13 protein-coding genes are annotated in these 19,669 nt (G+C 42.4%); 10 read left to right on the forward strand and 3 right to left on the reverse strand.

Going from position 1 to position 19,669, the window contains the following annotated elements; genetic code table 11:
• Window positions 1–40 precede the first annotated feature (40 nt).
• The 3 genes from hrpA to AC4MC0_RS05695 are packed head-to-tail and all read left to right on the forward strand — an operon-like array spanning window position 41 to window position 5,902.
• Entirely contained in the window at window positions 41–3,979 is a 3,939-nt protein-coding gene (gene hrpA / locus AC4MC0_RS05685) for an ATP-dependent RNA helicase HrpA (RefSeq protein WP_490748063.1), read from the forward strand.
• Between the two features lie 30 nt (window positions 3,980–4,009).
• Window positions 4,010–5,122 (forward strand): beta-ketoacyl-ACP synthase III, encoded by a 1,113-nt coding sequence (locus AC4MC0_RS05690; protein ID WP_279665292.1) that lies wholly within the window; start codon window positions 4,010–4,012, stop codon window positions 5,120–5,122.
• Between the two features lie 6 nt (window positions 5,123–5,128).
• Complete coding sequence (locus AC4MC0_RS05695; RefSeq protein ID WP_125273480.1) at window positions 5,129–5,902, forward strand: 1-acyl-sn-glycerol-3-phosphate acyltransferase; 774 nt, start codon at window positions 5,129–5,131, stop codon at window positions 5,900–5,902.
• Window positions 5,903–5,925: 23 nt separating this feature from the next.
• Here AC4MC0_RS05695 and AC4MC0_RS05700 read toward each other — a convergent pair whose 3' ends face one another.
• From AC4MC0_RS05700 to AC4MC0_RS05710, 3 genes are all read right to left on the reverse strand, one after another.
• Window positions 5,926–6,204, reverse strand: a complete 279-nt coding sequence (locus tag AC4MC0_RS05700) for a hypothetical protein (protein ID WP_125273479.1) — start codon at window positions 6,202–6,204, stop codon at window positions 5,926–5,928.
• 270 nt (window positions 6,205–6,474) lie between these two features.
• Window positions 6,475–7,470: an ABC transporter substrate-binding protein gene (locus AC4MC0_RS05705; protein ID WP_125273478.1), complete on the reverse strand. Its 996-nt coding sequence runs from the start codon at window positions 7,468–7,470 to the stop codon at window positions 6,475–6,477.
• Between the two features lie 3 nt (window positions 7,471–7,473).
• Window positions 7,474–8,061 carry an ANTAR domain-containing response regulator gene (locus tag AC4MC0_RS05710; protein WP_004696311.1) on the reverse strand — a complete coding sequence of 196 codons (588 nt, stop codon included), beginning with the start codon at window positions 8,059–8,061 and terminating at the stop codon, window positions 7,474–7,476.
• A 591-nt stretch (window positions 8,062–8,652) separates the two neighbouring features.
• On the opposite strand from AC4MC0_RS05710, the gene AC4MC0_RS05715 reads away from it, so the two are divergent.
• The 7 genes from AC4MC0_RS05715 to AC4MC0_RS05745 all read left to right on the forward strand — a co-directional run bounded on the left by AC4MC0_RS05715 (window position 8,653) and on the right by AC4MC0_RS05745 (window position 19,669).
• Window positions 8,653–10,002 carry an MFS transporter gene (locus AC4MC0_RS05715; protein ID WP_335997789.1) on the forward strand — a complete coding sequence of 450 codons (1,350 nt, stop codon included), beginning with the start codon at window positions 8,653–8,655 and terminating at the stop codon, window positions 10,000–10,002.
• A gap of 65 nt (window positions 10,003–10,067) precedes the next feature.
• Window positions 10,068–12,614: a nitrite reductase large subunit NirB gene (gene nirB / locus AC4MC0_RS05720; RefSeq protein ID WP_491887347.1), complete on the forward strand. Its 2,547-nt coding sequence runs from the start codon at window positions 10,068–10,070 to the stop codon at window positions 12,612–12,614.
• A gap of 95 nt (window positions 12,615–12,709) precedes the next feature.
• Window positions 12,710–14,320 (forward strand): nitrite reductase small subunit NirD, encoded by a 1,611-nt coding sequence (gene nirD / locus AC4MC0_RS05725; RefSeq protein WP_335997939.1) that lies wholly within the window; start codon window positions 12,710–12,712, stop codon window positions 14,318–14,320.
• A 291-nt stretch (window positions 14,321–14,611) separates the two neighbouring features.
• On the forward strand, window positions 14,612–17,404 hold the full coding sequence (locus AC4MC0_RS05730) for a molybdopterin-dependent oxidoreductase (RefSeq protein ID WP_491887348.1): 2,793 nt from the start codon (window positions 14,612–14,614) through the stop codon (window positions 17,402–17,404).
• Window positions 17,401–18,027 (forward strand): molybdenum cofactor guanylyltransferase, encoded by a 627-nt coding sequence (gene mobA, locus AC4MC0_RS05735; RefSeq protein ID WP_491887349.1) that lies wholly within the window; start codon window positions 17,401–17,403, stop codon window positions 18,025–18,027. Before AC4MC0_RS05730 ends, mobA begins: the two co-directional genes overlap by 4 nt.
• Window positions 18,028–18,372: 345 nt before the next feature.
• Window positions 18,373–19,401, forward strand: coding sequence for a GTP 3',8-cyclase MoaA (gene moaA / locus AC4MC0_RS05740; RefSeq protein ID WP_125273473.1), 1,029 nt, complete (start codon window positions 18,373–18,375; stop codon window positions 19,399–19,401).
• Between the two features lies 1 nt (window position 19,402).
• A complete protein-coding gene (locus AC4MC0_RS05745) occupies window positions 19,403–19,669 on the forward strand; it encodes a MoaD/ThiS family protein (protein ID WP_491887350.1) in 267 nt (88 codons plus the stop codon).

Genomic DNA, 19,669 nt, shown 5'->3' on the forward strand with positions numbered 1-19,669 from the left:
AAACTAAGCGATTGATGTTTTTGATGTAGGTATTTTTTCTGTGCAGCGTCCTTTAAATATAGAGCAATTGGTGATGGTCAAAGACCGTCATCGTTTAAACCGACTCAAAAAAGGAAAAGATGCCAACGAAAAGCAATATCAAGCATTATTTGAACAGTCGCATTTAAAAGTTCTAGAGCGTATTGAACGCATTCCGAATATTAAACTGAATCAAGACCTGCCTGTTACGCAGTATGCAGATAAGTTAATTGATGCCATTCAAGAGCATCAAGTGATTATCGTTGCAGGGGAAACAGGTTCAGGTAAAACCACACAGCTACCGCAAATTGCGATGCTAGCAGGTCGGGGTTTAACCGGTCTGATTGGTCATACGCAGCCACGTCGTTTGGCTGCACGTAGTGTCTCCCAGCGTATTGCTGAAGAAGTTGGTGAGAAACTTGGCGAGTCAATTTCCTTTAAAGTTCGTTTTAATGAACAAGGATCGCAGGATTCTATTGTCCGTTTAATGACGGATGGTATTTTGCTGGCAGAGTTGGCCAATGACCGTTATCTCAATAAATACGACACCATTATTATCGATGAAGCGCATGAGCGTTCGCTCAATATCGACTTTATCATGGGGTATCTCAAACAGCTTTTGCCTCGCCGTAAAGATTTAAAAGTCATCATCACTTCAGCAACTTTAGATGTAAACCGTTTTAGTCAGTACTTTAACAATGCGCCTATTTTTGAAGTAGAAGGTCGTAGCTTTCCAGTCGAACTACGTTATCGCCCAGTCTCTGAGATGAGCATTGTCGGTAGTGATGATGATGAGTTTGATGACTTTGAAGAAAATCTACCTCGTGCTGTCGTGCAAGCTGTAGAGGAATGTTTTCGGGATGCACAAGAAAAAGGCCATCCTGAATATGCCGATACTTTAATTTTTGCCAGTACCGAACAAGAGATTCGTGAATTACAAGAAACTTTGCAAAAGCATGGGCCGCGACATACAGAAATTTTACCTTTATATGCGCGTTTGGCCTTGGCTGAACAACAAAAAATCTTTAATCCATCAGGTGGTGGGCGACGCATTATTATCGCCACCAACGTTGCAGAAACAGCGCTGACTGTACCCAATATTCGTTATGTGATTGACAGTGGTTTTGCGCGTATTTCTCGCTATAACTATCGTTCACGGGTACAGCGTTTACCGATTGAAGCGGTTTCGCAAGCAGCGGCAAATCAGCGTAAAGGCCGTTGTGGTCGTATTGCCCCAGGTGTATGTATTCGTTTGTATTCTGAGGAAGACTTTCAAAGCCGCCCTGAGTTTACCGAACCCGAAATTAAGCGAACGAACTTAGCTTCAGTTATTTTGCAGATGCAAAGTTTAGGGCTGGGTGCTTTAGAAGATTTTGATTTTATTGAGCCGCCAGATCATCGGTTAGTCAACGATGGTCGTAAGTTGTTGGTTGAACTTGGGGCTATGATGGAGAAAGGTAAAGCCCCTCTTTTGCAAAGAGGGGTTGGGGGAGATTCATCTGAAGTCAATCCCCCTCAATCCCCCTTTTCCAAAGGGGGAGGTAAAGGAGATTTAACCAAAATTGGTCAACAAATGGCCAAAATGCCAATTGATCCACGTTTGGCCCGTATGATTTTGGGTGGGGCACATTTTGGAGTGTTGAATGAAGTCTTGGTGATTGTTGCTGCTTTGGCCGTACAAGACCCACGTGAACGCCCTGCGGATAAACAAATGCAGGCAGATCAAAAACATGCGTTGTTCCGTGAAGCCGATTCTGACTTTTTATTTTATATCAAACTTTGGGAAGCGCTGGTTGCCAACCGAGACATGAGTGAAAACAAACGCCGTACTTTTGCGCGTAATCACTTTTTAAGTTGGTTGCGTTTACGTGAATGGAAGAAAACTCATGAGCAATTGGTCGATTTAGCAAAAGGCTTAAAGCTGTCTTTTAATGAGAAAAAAGCCAGTTATGAAAATTTACACCGTGCGCTTTTAACAGGTTTGTTGTCTTTTATTGCCAATAAAACCGATGAACGCAATGTGTTTATGGCGGTACGTCAGCAAAAGGCCCGCATTTTTCCAGCATCTACTTTACATAAGACCAATACGCCTTGGGTCATGGCTTTTGAGATGGTAGAAACCTCACAGGTCTACATTCGTACACTGGCAAAAATTGAACCTGAGTGGATTTTGCTTGCAGCAGGTGATTTGCTGAAGCACCATTACTTTGAGCCGCACTGGTCGAAAAAAGCAGGTGTGGTCAATGCCTATGACCAAATTTCACTATTTGGCTTAATTATTGAGCCGAAACGTCAAATCAACTATGAAAAAGTCGACCATGTTGCAGCACATGAAATTTTCCTTCGAGATGCACTGACGACAGGACATTTAGGCATTACGCCACCATTTTTAAAACACAACCTGCTTAAACTTGAAGAAGTAGAGCGGGTCGAAGATAAGCTACGCCGCCGTGATTTGGTGGTGGATGAAGAGACTATTTACCAGTTTTATGCGGCTAAAGTTCCTGAAGAGGTGGCAAGCCGTCGTAGTTTTGAAGACTGGCGCGCTACGGTTGAACCGCAAAACCCACGTTATTTATTTATCGATGATGATGCGCTGTGGATGAACGACCGTCCAACCACACAACAATTTCCCGATTTTTTACGCAATGGCGAACTGCGCCTAGCAGCCAGTTACCGTTTTGATCCAAGCCATGACGAAGATGGTGCAACAGTGAAAATTCCGTTGCAAGCCTTGCCTCAGGTGGATGAAAACTTGTGGTCGTGGGGCATTCCCGGCTGGCGTCAGGATTTAATGGAAGCCTTACTCAAGGCGCTGCCTAAAGATAAACGTCGTCATTTGGTGCCTATCCCTGATACAGCTGCAAAGCTAATGGCGAAAGTAGATGCGATGCATTTGCAACAGCATATTTTTAGCTTTTTAGCCTTCCAGTTGCGTGGCGAACAAATCACTGAAAAAGACTTTAGCTTTGAGCGGATTGAACAATATCTATTGTCATTGATTAAGGTGATAGATGACAAAGGCCGTGTGATTGAACAAGGTCGTGACTTGTCTGAGTTAAAAGCGCGCTGTCGAACAGAAACTCATAGTCCAGTCAAACAGCTCAAAGGTGAGTTCCAAACTTTTCCTGAAAATTTTGTGTTTGAAGCATCACAAAAAGTGACGGGTGTGGTGGTGAAGCAGTATCAAGCTTTAGTCCCGACCAAGGCCTTTGCTGCACTGGAACAAAAGGATGAGTCTGGTGTGGTGATTCAGACCTTTAATGATCAAGCTGAGGCGATTAAACAGCACCGTGAGGGTGTACTCCGTTTGGTGCATATACAACTGGGGGATTTGGTCCGTCAGTTGAAAAAGCAAATTTCCAAACCGTTGGCATTGGCGTATTCACCTTTGGGCGATAAGGCGCAGTTGGAGCAAATGTTAGTTTATGCCACACTGCAAATGTCGATCAATGAACTGCCTGTCAACGCACAAGAGTTTGAAAACTTGGTTGTAAATGTCAAAAAAACTTTTCTGACCCATGGGCAAAAAGCACTGGCAGATGTGACAGAGATCTATATTCAATGGCAGGATATACGTCGAAAACTGTTGGTCTTAGATGATGCAGTGTTTGGGAAAAATATTGATGATGTTGAAGATCAGCTAGATTTGATGTGCTTATCAAACTTTGTTTATGTAAAATCTTCCGACATTTGGCTTGAATTTCCTCGATATTTGAAAGCATTGGTCTTGCGTTTGGAGCGCCTGCCCAATAACCTACAGAGGGATAATTCTGCCATTGATCAAGTTGACCCGTGGATGGAAAAATTATTTAAGTTTAAAAATGACACTCGCCTTAAAGAATTGTATTTCATGGTTGAGGAGTTTCGGATTTCTTTATTCTCTCAACCGATGAAGACAAAGATGCCCATTTCTCCGACTCGCTTGCAAAAAGTATGGGAAAAACTTGGAATCAGTTAAGATATAGGTAATTTAAAGAAGGAGTTTTACATGGGCATCCGCATTACAGGTACGGGTCTTTATCATCCTGAAGACATCATTACCAATGAAGAGTTAGTTGAAAGTTTAAATGCTTATGTGGAACAGTATAACTTAGACAATGCTGACAAAATTGCTTCGGGCGAGTTGGAAGCCCGTCGTGGGTCAAGTGCAGAGTTTATTGAAAAAGCATCTGGTGTAAAACGTCGTTATGTGGTTGAGAAAACAGGGATCTTAGATCCGAAGCGTTTACGTCCATTGTTACATGAACGTTCAAATGATGAACTCTCGATTCAAGCCGAATGGGGCGTGATCGCTGCAAAACAAGCGATGGAAAATGCAGGCGTAACTGCAGAAGATATCGATGTGGTAATTTTATCGTGCTCTAATTTACAGCGTGCTTATCCAGCTGTTGCAATTGAAATCCAAACAGCATTGGGTATTCAAGGCTATGCCTACGACATGAATGTGGCATGTTCGGCCGCAACCTTTGGCATTAAACAAGCGTATGATGCGATTAAAGCGGGCGGACGCCGTGTATTATTGGTGAATGTAGAAATCACCTCTGGTCATACCGACTACCGTTCACGTGATTGCCACTTTATCTTTGGGGATGTTGCAACGGCTTCAATCATTGAAGAAACCGACAGCAAAACTGGTTTTGAAATTGAAGACATTAACTTATTCACACAGTTTTCAAATAACATCCGCAATAACTTTGGTTTCCTAAACTTAAGTGAAGTCGATGCAGACATTGAAAATAATCGTTTTGCTCAAGATGGTCGTAAAGTGTTCAAAGAAGTTTGTCCACTGGTTGCCAAAATGATTACAGTGCAACTTGAGAAAAACAACATTGCACCGACTGATGTGAAGCGTTTCTGGTTACACCAAGCCAATGCCAGCATGAATGAGCTGATTCTGAAACTGGTCGTAGGCAAAGAAAATGCTCAGCCTGATTTAGTGCCGATCATTTTAGATGAATTTGCAAATACCTCTTCAGCAGGTGTCATTATTGCGTTGCACCGCACAGCAGACCAAGTCAATGATGGTGAATACGGTGTCTTGTGTTCATTTGGCGCGGGTTACTCTGTTGGTGCTGTGCTTGTGAAAAAACACGTCGCATAAGCCCGTATGTTGCAGGTTGAGCATGATGCAAAATGGATTAAACGCCTGAGTGCTTTATCCAAAGTTTATTTCACACCGACATTTATTGGTGCTGAACAGTTAGATGCATCACAACCTGCAATGTATGTAGGAAATCATTCCTTATATGGTGTGCTTGATTCACCTATGTTGATTGATTATCTCTACAATGAGCATCAAGTGGCTGTGGTCAGTATTGCTGATCATAGCCATTTTTATTTGCCACTGTGGCGCAGTGTGGTGAAAAAATTTGGTGCGGTCGATGGCGTTCCAGTCTATGTGCGTGAAGCCATGCAACAAGGCTATTCTATTTTGGTTTTTCCTGGTGGCGGACGCGAAGTTCTAAAACGTGAAGGCGAACAGTACCACCTGATTTGGAAACAACGTTACGGCTTTTTAAAGCTCGCTCAAGAATTTGGCTATGACATTGTACCCTTTGCCGCGTTAGGCGGAGATGAAGTCTTTGATATTGGTTTTGATGCTAATAAAGTTGTTCAGCACCAATATTTTCAAAAGTTGCTACAAGTGCCGCAGTTAAGTCGCCTGCTGCGTAAAGGGGAGGTGATTCCATCTTTACCAAAACATTTGATTCCGAAACGCTTGCCTTTTTATTTTAAGTTTATGCCTAGACAAAGTTTGATGCATATTGAAAACCTAGAACAGTTACAGCAGTTCCGCGACTTGATTGCAGCAGAAATTTATACTGGGCTTGCAGACTTAAGAGTATTGCGTCAACAGCAACATGGTGACCGATTTGATTGAGCATTTACAAGCGTAAACTCGGCTTAGTCTTTCTGTAAATCTTTCAACAAATGTGCAATTTTTAAAGTATGGGTCTTATTCCCTTTGACTTCCATAACCTTATTTTCCACCCACCATAAATATTCAAAAATTTCAGTTTCACTGGCTTGTTCACAAATGAACCGGAATAAACTGGGTAAGTATTCCTCATACTCATCTTGTAGTGCAGGATTGCGATAGATACACAGGGGATCCCAGTCTTTAAGCAGTATTTTGTTAATCGCATGTAATAAAGAAACATGTCGATTTTTCTCGGTAAACATAATACACCCCGCTGTCCCTAAGTTAGTTTGACGTTTAAAAAAGAAGTGGTGATGAAGATTATTTATCTATTGTTTTCATGTTTTAAAAGATCTTAGCGTGCTTTTCGCATGAGTAAATAGCACGCTCAGATAAATGGAAGCTAAAGAAAAATATCTAGTAAAGTGGCAGTAAAGTTAGATCACTGATTTATTTCAAAATATTATTTAGAATAAATGTTTCAAAATAGTGAGTAATTACGGATTAAGTAACATATAGTAATAATTTAACAATCAAGTTTTTGTTTGAATGACGCAATTTTCACTAATGCTGTGAATTTCATCACTTTCTAAATGTACATCATCCCATTTTTGCATTTGCTGTGTGAGCCAAACAAAATCCGAAACTTGAGGCTGGGCTTGTTCGGGAATAAAACCACGAATGATGTTCTGAATCAGATGATATTTTTCAACGTGAACACTTGCTGAACACGCAAAACGAATGATGTTGTAATCGACCAAGACTTGCCAAACAGGCTCAAGATCTTGCATTTGTTTAAGTTCAACTTGTGCTTTTTGGATGGCTTGGACGAGGGCTGCAATTGTATTGGGATTGGAGATAGCCCATTCTTGAGTCACAGCCAGTACTTTGTCTGCGACGCGAGGAATAATTTCTGAGCCAGTCGCAATGATTTGGCTATAGCCTTGAATTTCCGCTTGTGTGTTCCAAGGTTCCCCAACACAAAAACCATCGATCAATTGGTTTGAAATGGCTTCCACCATATAGGGCGGCGGTAAAGTGCGGAGATGTACGCGTTTGGCAAATTCAGTATTGGCCAACGCCAACCACTCACGTAAACAATAATGATGAATAGACTGCTTAAACACATGGGCAATCGGAAGATACTGTTCATGCTGCATGGCGCTAAAAAATTTCTGTGCAGTGGTGGCTGCTTCGTCAGTTTTTTTGATATCAAGCGCGTAGCATAGTTTTTGGCTTAAGCTGATAAAAGCACTGTTGTAGCTTAAGACGAGAGGGGTTTGTAGCGGAATACCGAGTTGATCTTGAGCGAGTGCAGCAGCAGGCAACATGGCAGATAAACAATGCGCGGCATCTAGAAAACCAAAAGCCAAACGATCTCTTAAGCTTGCCCAAGACTCTTCTTTGACTAAGCTTACGTCTAAGCCTACTTCCTCAAAAAAACCGCGTTGTTTAGCCCACAGTAAAGGAACACAGTCTAAAAGTGGAATATAGCCCAGATGAAGTTGTGACTTTTCGAGTTGAGCCATGACTTAGTCCTTGAGTTGAGATTGTAAAAGCTGTTGAGCATCCAACAGACGTCTTGCCATTTCACCGATGGTCATACGGTGGCTCATGGCATTTTTACGCAGTAATTGAAAGGCATCGTCTTCAGATAGTCCATGTAATTGCATCAGCAAGACTTTCGCACGCTCCACATCTTTACGATCGGCGAGTTTATTTTTGGTGTCTTGTAAGTCTGTGAGCAACTTTTTGTGTTTACGAAACTGTTCGATCGAGATCTCTAAAATATTTTCTAACTTTGAAGGATCGATCCCATCCACTATATATGCCGTCACCCCAGCATCTATGGCACTTTTAATGGTGTCTTTATGGCTATTTTTAGTAAATAAAACAGTGGGTAGGTTAAATTGACTTACACAGCTTTCAATGATGTCACGTTGCGGGTGGTCCATATCTAACAAAATGACATCCGCACTTAATTGTTCAAGACGGCTAATATTGATGTGATCGATAATCAGGCAGGCAACCACATCGAAATCATGTTCGATGAGGGAACTTCGAATATATTGTGCGCGTTCTTGATTGTCATCAATCAATGCAATTTTCAGTTTAGGCATACTGTACAGTGCTCAGGAAAACCTGAAAATGAGATCTAAAAGTGTACAAGCAATTTAAATGCCAAACTTAACAAATGCCAGCTTTATCTCGAATCAGGCAGTCAATCTTTATGGTCGCGATTACAAGCAAAGTATGCATGTTGGCATGAAGACGATTGCGGATATGGGTTAAGTAAATCGAAGTGTTGATGTTCTCAATCGATTTGTACATATAAGGGCGAATTTCTAGATGTCGTGCTTAGAACAAAGCAATGTCGTTTATTAGAGAAAGCAGATGCTCATCCATAATGCAAAATGCACCAAGAGGTGGCAGGGTTTTAAAAAGTCGGAAAACTTAGCTGTTGTGCTCTAAAAGTAAAAAGAGCTGCTTATATCGAATTATAAGATCTTATTTTAAATAAAGTAATAAAAAACAATATATTAAAATTTAATTATAAATATTGGCATACTCGTTGCATTATCCCTAATGAGTCAAAGACGACTCTAAATCAAATTTGTAAGACGGCCAACGACGTCCGTTCTGATCGCTTCTACATAGCAAGTGTTTATGCTGTAGAAAAACTATACGCTCAGTTCAGTCTGGAGAAGGTTATGTCTTCAAATTTACATGCTAAAAAAGCAACAAAAATAAGTCTTTTCAGTTTTAACGGCGCAGCAATGAGAGCCTTCCACATGAGTTGGCTCGCCTTTTTTGTTTGCTTCTTTGCTTGGTTCGCTTGTGCACCGTTGATGCCTGTGATTGCGGGTGAATTTCATTTAACCAAAGATCAAATTGCCAATATTAATATTGCTGCTGTCGCGATCACCATTTTAGTTCGTCTTATTGTGGGGCCATTGTGTGATAAATACGGTCCGCGTAAAACCTATACCGCACTTCTTCTACTCGGCAGCATTCCAGTCTTTGGAGTAGCGTCTGCAAATAGCTATGAATCCTTCTTGTTCTTCCGTCTATTGATTGGTGCGATTGGGGCAAGCTTTGTCATCACTCAGTATCACACCAGCATTATGTTTGCGCCAAACGTAGTCGGGACTGCAAACGCAGCGACAGCAGGCTGGGGTAATGCAGGCGGTGGTGCAACACAAGTACTCATGCCATTGATGCTCGGTGCTTTGGTGATGTTTGGTGTAGAGCAAGCGATGGGCTGGAGAATTGCACTGATCGTTCCAGGTGTCTTGATGCTGATCGTGGGTTTGATGTATTGGAAATTTACTCAAGATTGTCCACAAGGCAACTTCCAAGAACTTCGTGCAGAGGGCGTCAGTGTTGGTTCAGATAAAAAAGGTGGTGTAGCGATTCTGATGCATGCTGCGAAAAACTACCGTGTTTGGATTCTATTTGGTGCCTATGCCGCGTGTTTCGGAATTGAAATCTTTATTCACAACATTGTCGCGATGTACTACGTTGACCACTTTAGCTTTGGTTTAAAAGAAGCGGGAATGGCGGCAGGTATTTTCGGTTTACTGGCACTGTTCGCTCGTGCTCTGGGCGGCATTGTGTCAGACAAAGTCGCAACCAAAAAAGGGCTTGATGGTCGTACCAAAGTGTTGTTTGGCATGATTTTGCTGGAAGGCCTTTTCCTCGTCCTATTCTCTCAAATGAATACCCCTATCTTTGCGATTCTTGCAATGACAGTCTTTGCATTGTTCACACACATGGCATGTGGTGCAACTTATGCTTTGGTTCCTTTCATTGACCGCGATGCCTTGGGCGGTGTGGCAGGCATTATTGGCGCAGGGGGTAACGTGGGTGCAGTGGCAGCAGGTTTCCTACTCAAAGGTATGTTGGATATTCAAACCACACTGATGATTTTAGGTGGCTTGGTGGTCATCGCTGCAAGTTTTGTCCTGATGATTCGCTTCTCTGTTGAGCATAAAGAAAAGGAACAGCGCTTATTCGAACAAGCAGTACATGATCGTAGCATTGCTGAAGCGCAAAACTAAATAAAGAGATTAAACCCAAGCCTCAAGGCTCAGGTAGAACAAATGAAATATTGCGGAGAAAGAATATGAAAATCATCATGATTGGTCATGGCATGGTTGGCCACAAATTTATCGAATCAGTACTCGAACATGTGGGTGACGATGTTGAAATTACCATCTTGGCTGAAGAACCGCGCTTGGCTTATGACCGCGTACATTTGACTGAGTATTTCAGTGGTAAATCAGCAAAGGATTTAACCCTTTGTCGTGCAGATTTTGCGGATGCTTATGGCATAGATTTACGTTTAAACACCAAAGCGGTTGCAATTGATCAAAGCCATAAAACGGTGACGACGAATCATGGTGATGTTCTTGGTTTTGACAAATTAATCTTGGCAACAGGTTCATACGCTTTTGTTCCGCCTATTTCGGGTAATGACCGTGAAAACTGCTTTGTTTACCGAACCATTGAAGACTTAGATGCGATTCGTGCTGCAAGTCTCAATGCGAAATCGGGTGTGGTGATTGGTGGCGGTTTACTGGGCCTAGAAGCCGCTAAGGCGCTACGGGATCTGAACTTGGAAACACATGTGGTTGAGTTTGCACCGCGTCTCATGGCGGTTCAAATTGATGACTTGGGCGGAAAGGTTCTACGTGCAAAAATTGAAAACTTAGGCGTAAAAGTCCATACCCAAAAAGCGACTTCATCAATTGAGGAGGGTGCTACGACTAAGCATGTGATGAAATTTGGAGATGGTTCTGAGCTTGAAACAGACATCATTTTGTTCTCAGCAGGTATTCGCCCACGTGATGAGTTGGCACGTCAAAGTGGTTTAGCGCTTGGGGAGCGTGGCGGGATCATGATTAATGATTATTGCCAAACGTCGAATCCAGATATTTACGCGATTGGCGAATGTGCACTGTGGCAAAACAAAATTTATGGTCTGGTGGCACCGGGCTATGACATGGCACGTATTGCAGCAAAACATGTCACTGAACAAGCTTGTGCTGAATTTGCGGGTGCAGACATGAGCACCAAGTTGAAACTGATGGGCGTTGATGTTGCTTCGGTCGGTGATGCACATGCGATGACATCGAATGCACTCAGTTATTTCTATGCCGACGAAGATACACAAGTTTATAAAAAAATCGTGGTGAACGGCGAAAAAACCAAGTTACTTGGCGCAGTTTTAGTGGGCTGTGCAAAAGAGTACAACGACTTACTACAAATGATGCTGAATGGTTTAGTGCTTCCAGAAAATCCTGAAAGTTTAATCATGCCAGGTTATGCACAATCCTCAAGTAAATCTGGCGGCAGTGGAGTTGATTTATTGCCAGATAGTGCAACCATTTGCTCATGTAATAACGTATCTAAAGCCGATATTTGCAGTGCAATCGCCGAGGGCTCAACGTCTCTAGGTGCCCTAAAAAAATGTACCAAAGCAGCCACTGCGTGTGGTGGATGTGCGCCACTGGTCACTCAAGTATTGAAGTCTGAATTACAACGCCAAGGCGTTACGGTCAATAATCATATCTGTGAACACTTTGCTTACTCACGTCAAGAGCTGTATCACTTGGTACGGGTTAATGAAATCAAAACTTTTGATGACCTGATTCAACAACATGGTCATGGTTTAGGCTGCGATATTTGTAAGCCAACTGCAGCCAATATTTTAGCATCGTGTTGGAATGACTTTGTTTTGAAACCAAGCCATGCAGGCCTACAAGACAGTAATGATTACTACCTAGGAAATATTCAAAAAGATGGTTCTTATTCTGTAGTCCCACGCATGGCCGGTGGTGAAGTGACGCCTGATGGCTTAATTGCTGTGGGGCAAATTGCTAAAGAATATGGCTTATATACCAAACTTACAGGTGGACAACGTGTCGATATGTTTGGCGCGCAAATTCACCAACTTCCTGAAATTTGGGAAAAGCTCATCACTGCGGGCTTTGAGTCAGGCCATGCGTATGGGAAATCGTTGCGTACAGTAAAGTCTTGCGTCGGCAGTACGTGGTGTCGTTATGGTGTGGATGATTCTGTGGGCTTGGCCATTTTCCTTGAAAATCGCTACAAAGGCTTACGTTCACCGCATAAATTAAAAATGGCAGTCTCTGGTTGTACCCGTGAGTGTGCCGAAGCGCAAAGTAAAGATGTCGGTGTGATTGCGACTGAAAAGGGCTGGAACTTATATGTCTGTGGTAATGGTGGGATGAAACCACGTCATGCAGAATTATTGGCTTCAGACTTGGATACACAAACTTTAATCAAGTACATCGACCGTTTCTTTATGTTCTATATCCAAACAGCAGATCGTTTACAACGAACTTCGGTATGGCGCGACAACATGGAAGGTGGTTTAGATTATCTCAAAGATGTGGTTGTGCATGACTCTTTAGGTCTAGCTGCTGAACTCGAACGTCGTATGAGCCATGTGGTGGGGACTTATCAAGATGAATGGCGTACGGCTGTTGAAGACCCAGAAGTACGTAAACGCTTCGTGACTTTCATCAATGCCAAAGCTGAGCAACAACAAGATCCGCATATTCAGTTTGCAGAAGTTCGTGGCCAGATTCGTCCTAAAACTGAGGCTGAACGAGATCGTAGCCGTATTCCAGTGGTTGAAGCTTAACAAATTAGGGTATTCAAACTTCTTTCTTCAGCACTCTCTCAAAAGCAAAGATAGAGGGAATAAATGAATGAAAAAGTTTAAAAAGGATCAAGATGATGACAATTTTAAAAGAAATGAATGAGCTAGATTGGGTTGATGTCTGTGCGTTAGATGATCTAACGCCAAACACTGGCGTAGGTGCACTTATTGAACATCAGCAAATTGCTATTTTTCGTGTCGGTGCTGAAAAGCGGGTATATGCCTTGAGTAACCAAGACCCATTTAGCCAAGCTTTTGTAATGTCGCGCGGCATTATTGGTGATTTACAAGGCGAGCGTGTGGTGGCATCCCCGATTTATAAACAGCATTTTAGCTTGGCGACGGGACGTTGTTTGGAAGATAAAGATCAAAAACTATTGGTTTTTCCAAGCAAAATTGAAAATGGTCGAGTGTGGATTAGTCCGACACCACAAAAAACCTATATCACCAACACAGGTGCATCTCAGGAAAAAATGAAGTTGGTGCTGGTTGGCAATGGCCTAGCGGGGATGCGTTGTCTGGAAGATTTGCTCGACATGGCACCAGAGCGTTATGAAGTGACGGTGATTGGTGAAGAGCCTTGGGGAAACTACAACCGTATTATGTTATCGCCAGTGTTATCAGGAGAGAAAACCATCGATGACATCATGTTGCATCCACATGCATGGTATAGCGACAAAGGAATTCGTTTTATTGCGGGTGATCCTGCGGTACGTATAGACCGTCCTCGTAAGCAGGTCTATACCGAAAAAGGCGAAGTGGTCGATTATGATCGTTTGATCCTGGCGACAGGTTCGAAACCGTTCATTCCTCCAATTGCTGGAGCGGATTTGAAAGGTGTCATTAGTTTCCGAGATATCTACGACATCAACACTATGTTGGATTACTGCAAGACCAAGAAAAACGCCGTGGTAATCGGCGGTGGTTTGTTGGGACTTGAAGCTGCATATGGTCTCAAACAACGTGGGATGAATGTCACCGTTTTACATCTGATGGATCGCATTATGGAGCGCCAACTAGACAGTAAAGCCAGCCAAATGCTACGCCATAGTATTGAACAAAAGGGTATCTCCATTATCACTGAGGCCAATACTGAAGCATTGGTGGGTGTAGATGGTCATGTCACACAAATTCGCTTGAAAGACGGTACAGTCTTAGCGGCGGATCTTGTGGTTTTTGCAGTTGGTATTCGTCCGAACATGGCACTTGCACAAAGTGCAGGACTGCGCTGTAACCGTGGTGTGTTGGTGAATGACACCATGCAGACTTTTGACCCAAGTATTTACGCCGTGGGGGAGTGTATTGAGCATCGTAGCCAGACTTTTGGCTTGGTTGAGCCACTTTGGGGGCAGGCGTTCATTTGTGCCTCACATTTGGCGGAGCATGGCAGCTTAACGTTCAAAGCACCAACTGTTCCAACACAGTTAAAGGTAAGTGGTTGTGATGTGTTCTCAGCGGGTAATTTTGAACCAAAGGATGACTTTGAAGACATCATTTTAAATGATGAAAAACGTCAGATTTATAAACGTATTATTATTCAAAAGGATAAAGTTGTTGGTGCAGTGTTGTTTGGGGATACTGAAGATGGAGTTTGGTATGCAGAACTTATTTCGGATCAAACCCCAATTTCTTCGATCCGCAATAAATTGCTATTTGGTAAAGATTTTGCATTAAAAAAAGCAGGGTAAAAACCTCCTCTTGAAAGGAGGGGGATAGATTTTCTAATAGTTAATTTGATACGCGGAAACGTCATTCACGACTTGTTTGAGGCAGGGTTACTTATGAAAATTAATGTTTCTGCGAGTAAGTTGGGATGAAGGTGGTATGGGACGAGTTTTGTGAATGACAATGGTTTTGCTTACTTTTCCCAAAAGAAAAGTAGGTCGAACCGAAGGGCAATCCTAAATCTAAACACAAAAGAAAAGACGCCATTGTGAGTGATTAAAAATAAATGAAAGGCAAATAGGAGCGAAGCAGAAATGAATAGTATCCCTGTAATGGAACTGCATAGCTCCACAGAAAAAATGATTACAACCACACAAACCACCTGCCCATATTGTGGGGTGGGGTGTGGGGTAACAGCAACTGTTGAAGAAACGGCTTTAGGGCAAAAAGTGTCTGTAGTGGGCGATGCTCAGCATCCATCTAATTTCGGAAAGTTGTGCATTAAAGGCAGTAATTTAGCCGACACGGTAGGTTTAGAAACGCGCGTCTTACATCCCATGTTGGGGCGTAAACCGCAACGTGAAGTAAGTTCATGGGATACCGCAACAGATTTAATCGCCAACAAATTTCAATATTATATCGATCAATATGGGCCTGAAAGTATTGCTTTTTATGTTTCAGGTCAACTGCTGACTGAAGACTATTATGTGGTCAATAAATTTGTTAAAGGTTACTTGGGTACGGCCAATATAGACACCAATTCACGGTTGTGTATGTCTTCAGCCGTTGCTGCGCATAAACGCGCTTTTGGTGAAGACTTAGTTCCAGCCAGTTATAGTGATTTTGAACATACCGATATGGTGGTTTTGGTGGGTTCAAATACTGCATGGTGTCATCCTGTGCTGTATCAACGCATCATGAAAGCCAAAGAGGAGCGAGATATTTTTGTCGTCGTGATTGACCCGCGTTTTACTGCCACCTGTGAGGCGGCTGATTTACACTTACCGATTTTACCGGGTCAAGATGTTGCACTGTTCAATGGTCTATTACAGTATTTAGCAACCAATCATTATACCGATACCGATTTTATTGCAAAGCATACTCAAGGCTTAGAACAAGCGTTGGCAAGCAGTGCTTCTGAAGCATCCATAGCGAGTGTGAGTGAACGGACGGGGATTTCTGTTGAAAAATTAGCACTCTTTTTTGAAAAATTTGCACAAACAGAAAAAGTGATGAGCTTATTTTCAATGGGTGTGAATCAGTCTTCACGTGGGGTAGACAAAGCCAATAGCATTACCAACTGTCATTTGTTAACTGGCAAAATTGGGAAATTGGGCGCAGCGCCTTTTTCCATGACTGGTCAGCCGAATGCAATGGGCGGGCGTGAAGTGGGTGGCCTTGCCAATATGTTGGCTGCCCATATGGATTTGGATAATCCAAAGCATCAACAACTAGTACAGCAGTTTTGGCACAGCCCAACGATTGCAAAGCAAGTGGGTTTAAAAGCCGTCGACCTTTTTGAAGCAGTTGAAAGCGGTAAAATTAAAGCCATTTGGATTATGGCGACCAATCCTGTGGTGAGTTTACCCAATGCCGATCAGGTGAAACGTGCACTAGAGAAATGTGAGTTTGTGGTGGTGTCAGACATTTGTCTAGATACCGATACCACGCAATATGCCGATGTGCTACTGCCCGCATTGGGTTGGGGTGAAAAAGATGGCACAGTCACCAATTCTGAACGCCGTATTTCAAGACAGCGTGCTTTTTTAGACATTCCAGAACAAGCACAAGCGGATTGGTGGTCAGTTTCACAAGTTGCGAAAAAATTAGGATTTCAGGGTTTTGACTTTGAAAGTAGTCATGACATTTTCAAAGAACATGCCCAGCTCTCAGCTTATCAAAATGCAGAAATTGCTTTACGTTCATCGACTGAAACATTCCGCTATTTCAATTTGGCAGGTCTGACGAATATTTCATTTGATGACTACCAAGAGCTTGAACCGACGCAATGGCCTGTGCTCGCACCTTTGAAAAATGGCCAAACCAAACCAAACACTTTTGCTCAATTATTTAAAGATGGTCAGTTTAGTCACCCAGATGGTAAAGCCAAGTTTATTGCAACAACAGCAGTTGGTGCAGTGAACCCAACCAGCAGCGAATATCCATTGGTACTTAATACAGGACGTATCCGTGATCAATGGCATACCATGACGCGTACAGGTTTATCAGCCAATTTAAGCACACATAAAGCAGAACCTTATTGTGAAATTCACCCAAATGATGCCCTGAAATATGGTCTGAAAGATGGGGAATTGGTGGAGATCACATCGGCTTGGGGAAATTGTGTGTTACGAGCCGCAGTCAGTGACAATATCCGTCGTGGACAGATTTTTGCACCGATTCACTGGAGTGATCAATTCGCATCAGATGCACGGATTGGCAAAGTGGTGAATCCTGTGGTGGATGCTATTTCGGGAGAACCTGAGTTCAAACATACCCCTGTGATGATTCATCCGTTTTATACGCAATGGCAGGGTGTGTTTTATGTCAGAACGGGCTTTGAACATTTGGTACAACAAAGTATTGAACAAAGCATTTGGTGGACCAAAATCAAAACGTCCAAAGCTATTCGTTATGAGCTGGCAGACCGTCGACGTTTTACGGAAACGACAGAACAACTCAAAGCTTTATTGCCTTTTGATGATGAAAGTTTTGAATGGCTCAATGTAGAAGATCAAACCGCTCATATCAGTCATAGTGTGGTGTTACAAGATGGACACCTCATTGCAAGTCTGTATATTGCGCCCAAAGCGTTATTGCCAGATCGAGACTGGGTGGCAAGTCTGTTTAAGCGCGAACGCTTAAGTGCTATGCATCGGAAAGCTTTATTGGCAGGGCAAGCGATGTCAATGACTAATAGCGATGGCCCACTGGTTTGTAGCTGCTTTAAAGTCGGAAAAAATCGTATTATCGATGTCATTAAAGAAAAAAATATCACCCATGAAAAACAAGTCACTGCATGCTTAAAGGCAGGAGGCAATTGCGGTTCTTGCTTACCTGAAATTCGAGGTCTGATCAAAGCTTGTCAAACGGAGGATGTAGAATGAAAAGAAAAATATTCAAACCCGTGAGTTACCAAGAAACTGAAGTTGTTATTTTGGCGGGTGGTCAGGCGCGCCGTATGAATGGTATCAATAAACTCTTGCAAAAATTTGATGATGAAATTCAACTTATCAAAATTCATCAGCAGCTAAAATCGCGAGCAACCAAGGTATGGGTCAACAGCCATCGGGATCATTCCATTTATGAGCGGTTGATTCCGTCGATTGGCTTTTTTGAAGATGAGGCAACAGGCTTTCAAGGACCCTTGATGGGGATGAAAAGTGCATGGGCACATGTGCAATCAGACTATGTGCTGTTCGTACCCTGTGATGTGACTTTTATTCCGAAAAAAGTGTTTTCACGGCTACATCAGGCGATGCAACAAGATCCGAACTGTGGTGTCGTTATTGTAGAAATCAATGACCGTGCACTGTATCCGTTTTGTTTGTTAAAACGGAGCAGTCTACCGACATTGATTCAGCACCTTGAACAAAATCAGCGCAGTTTAAGGCAGTGTTTTGCAGATCTGCACCCACAAGTGGCACGATTTAAAAATCATGCACTGTTTTTTCACAGCATTAACTCGTTGGATGAGTTACAACAGCATCGGCAACTCAATTTTTTATAAATACCTCAGATATTGAAGAGAGGAGGTTTGTGTCGAGAGTAGAAGATGTTGCCATAAACTGATTTGACTGTTTAAATAAAAATCTATAAAAGAACCAAATAAGTATTCATTTTGATATTAAATTTATTATAAAACAATTATTTGAAATAAATTCAGAGGGAGTCGTTATTTTATTTAGATTATAAATGTATGCAGCAGTGATCACTCATTGCGGCGGTGAACTGAAATACTCAAAATTTAGAAAGTGCACAAAGTTGGAACAGTTATTGCAAAATATACTTCAGAAAATAGGGCGTGAAATATGAATTGCACCCACACCGCTCAAAGGACGCATAGGCAAGACAGATGAACAGCATGACCCATGTATCCGCAGTTAGAGTATTCCAAGATCAGTTTGGACGTGAAAAGCGAAAACTACGAATCTCGGTGACGGATCGTTGTAATTTTAAATGTGTCTATTGCATGCCTGAACATCCCGAGTGGATGAAAAAACACGACTTGCTCAGTTTTGAAGAACTTTACCATTTTTGCAAATTTATGGTGCAGCATGGCATTGAGCAAATTCGTATCACGGGTGGTGAACCGTTGATGCGACAAGGTGTGGTACATTTTATCGAACAGCTACAAAGCCTAAAAAAACAGGGGCTGAAGCGTATTTCCATGACCACCAATGGTCATTATTTAAAACAATATGCCACTGCTTTAAAGCAAGCAGGGCTGGATGATTTAAATATTAGTCTAGACAGTCTAGATGCCGAGCAATTTCAACACCTCACCAAAAAACAACTACATACAGTGCTGGAAGGCATTCAGGCTGTACAACAGCTTGGTTTTAATATCAAAATCAATACCGTGCTGATGAAAGGCATCAATGATGATCAAATTGTCCCTTTGGTGCAGTGGGCAAAGCAGCAAAAGGCAGAACTGCGTTTTATTGAGTTTATGCCTTTAGATGGCGATCAAAATTGGTCGCAAGCCGATGTCGTCACTGAACAAGAGATTTTGTCCCAACTCAGCTCGCAATTTACGGTGCAAGTGCTTGAAGGACAAGGTGCCAATCCAGCGCGTAGTTATCGGGTAGATGGTGGGAAGGTTGGGATTATCTCTACCATTAGCAACTCGTTTTGTGGGGAGTGTGATCGACTGCGGTTGAATGCACAGGGTGAGTTTTATAATTGTCTTTTTGCTAAGCAAGGCTTAAATTTAAAGTCAGACATTCAGCAACTTGCCCAACTCAATCAGCACGAATCCTTTGTTTTAGAAAGTAAACTTTCAACTTATGTTTGGCATAAAGAGCAAGGTTTTCATGCCATTCAAAAACAGCAGTTGCATCAGCCTGTGCGAAAAATCAGTATGCATATGATTGGAGGTTAGGATGACTCAGGAATTAAACAACGTGATTAGAGTGAAGATCGAGGCTTTTGGTGCGATTGAACGTCAGTTACCGCCCAATTTAACGCTGCAATGTGAGCCTGATTCATCGGTTGCAGCGGTATTAAAGGATGTCGTTGCTCAGTACCCAGCTGTACATGGGTTACTAGAGCGCTGTGCCTGTGCAATCGGTGAAGACATTATTCCAAGGCAGACCATTTTAAGTCGAGATTGTACTTTGGTGTTGTTGTCCCCTGTGGCAGGAGGTTGA

This window comes from Acinetobacter sp. CAU_H_S139_7 (assembly GCF_058599305.1).

Bases quoted from the DNA above. Each gene is read 5' to 3' on its own strand.
- mobA (WP_491887349.1), top strand. From the start codon at position 17,401: ATGAAAAGAAAAATATTCAAACCCGTGAGTTACCAAGAAACTGAAGTT.
- moaA (WP_125273473.1), top strand. From the start codon at position 18,373: ATGAACAGCATGACCCATGTATCCGCAGTTAGAGTATTCCAAGATCAG.
- nirB (WP_491887347.1), top strand. From the start codon at position 10,068: ATGAAAATCATCATGATTGGTCATGGCATGGTTGGCCACAAATTTATC.
- AC4MC0_RS05705 (WP_125273478.1), bottom strand. From the start codon at position 7,470: ATGGCTCAACTCGAAAAGTCACAACTTCATCTGGGCTATATTCCACTT.
- AC4MC0_RS05745 (WP_491887350.1), top strand. From the start codon at position 19,403: ATGACTCAGGAATTAAACAACGTGATTAGAGTGAAGATCGAGGCTTTT.
- AC4MC0_RS05710 (WP_004696311.1), bottom strand. From the start codon at position 8,061: ATGCCTAAACTGAAAATTGCATTGATTGATGACAATCAAGAACGCGCA.
- nirD (WP_335997939.1), top strand. From the start codon at position 12,710: ATGACAATTTTAAAAGAAATGAATGAGCTAGATTGGGTTGATGTCTGT.
- AC4MC0_RS05730 (WP_491887348.1), top strand. From the start codon at position 14,612: ATGAATAGTATCCCTGTAATGGAACTGCATAGCTCCACAGAAAAAATG.
- AC4MC0_RS05715 (WP_335997789.1), top strand. From the start codon at position 8,653: ATGTCTTCAAATTTACATGCTAAAAAAGCAACAAAAATAAGTCTTTTC.
- AC4MC0_RS05700 (WP_125273479.1), bottom strand. From the start codon at position 6,204: ATGTTTACCGAGAAAAATCGACATGTTTCTTTATTACATGCGATTAAC.
- AC4MC0_RS05690 (WP_279665292.1), top strand. From the start codon at position 4,010: ATGGGCATCCGCATTACAGGTACGGGTCTTTATCATCCTGAAGACATC.
- AC4MC0_RS05695 (WP_125273480.1), top strand. From the start codon at position 5,129: ATGTTGCAGGTTGAGCATGATGCAAAATGGATTAAACGCCTGAGTGCT.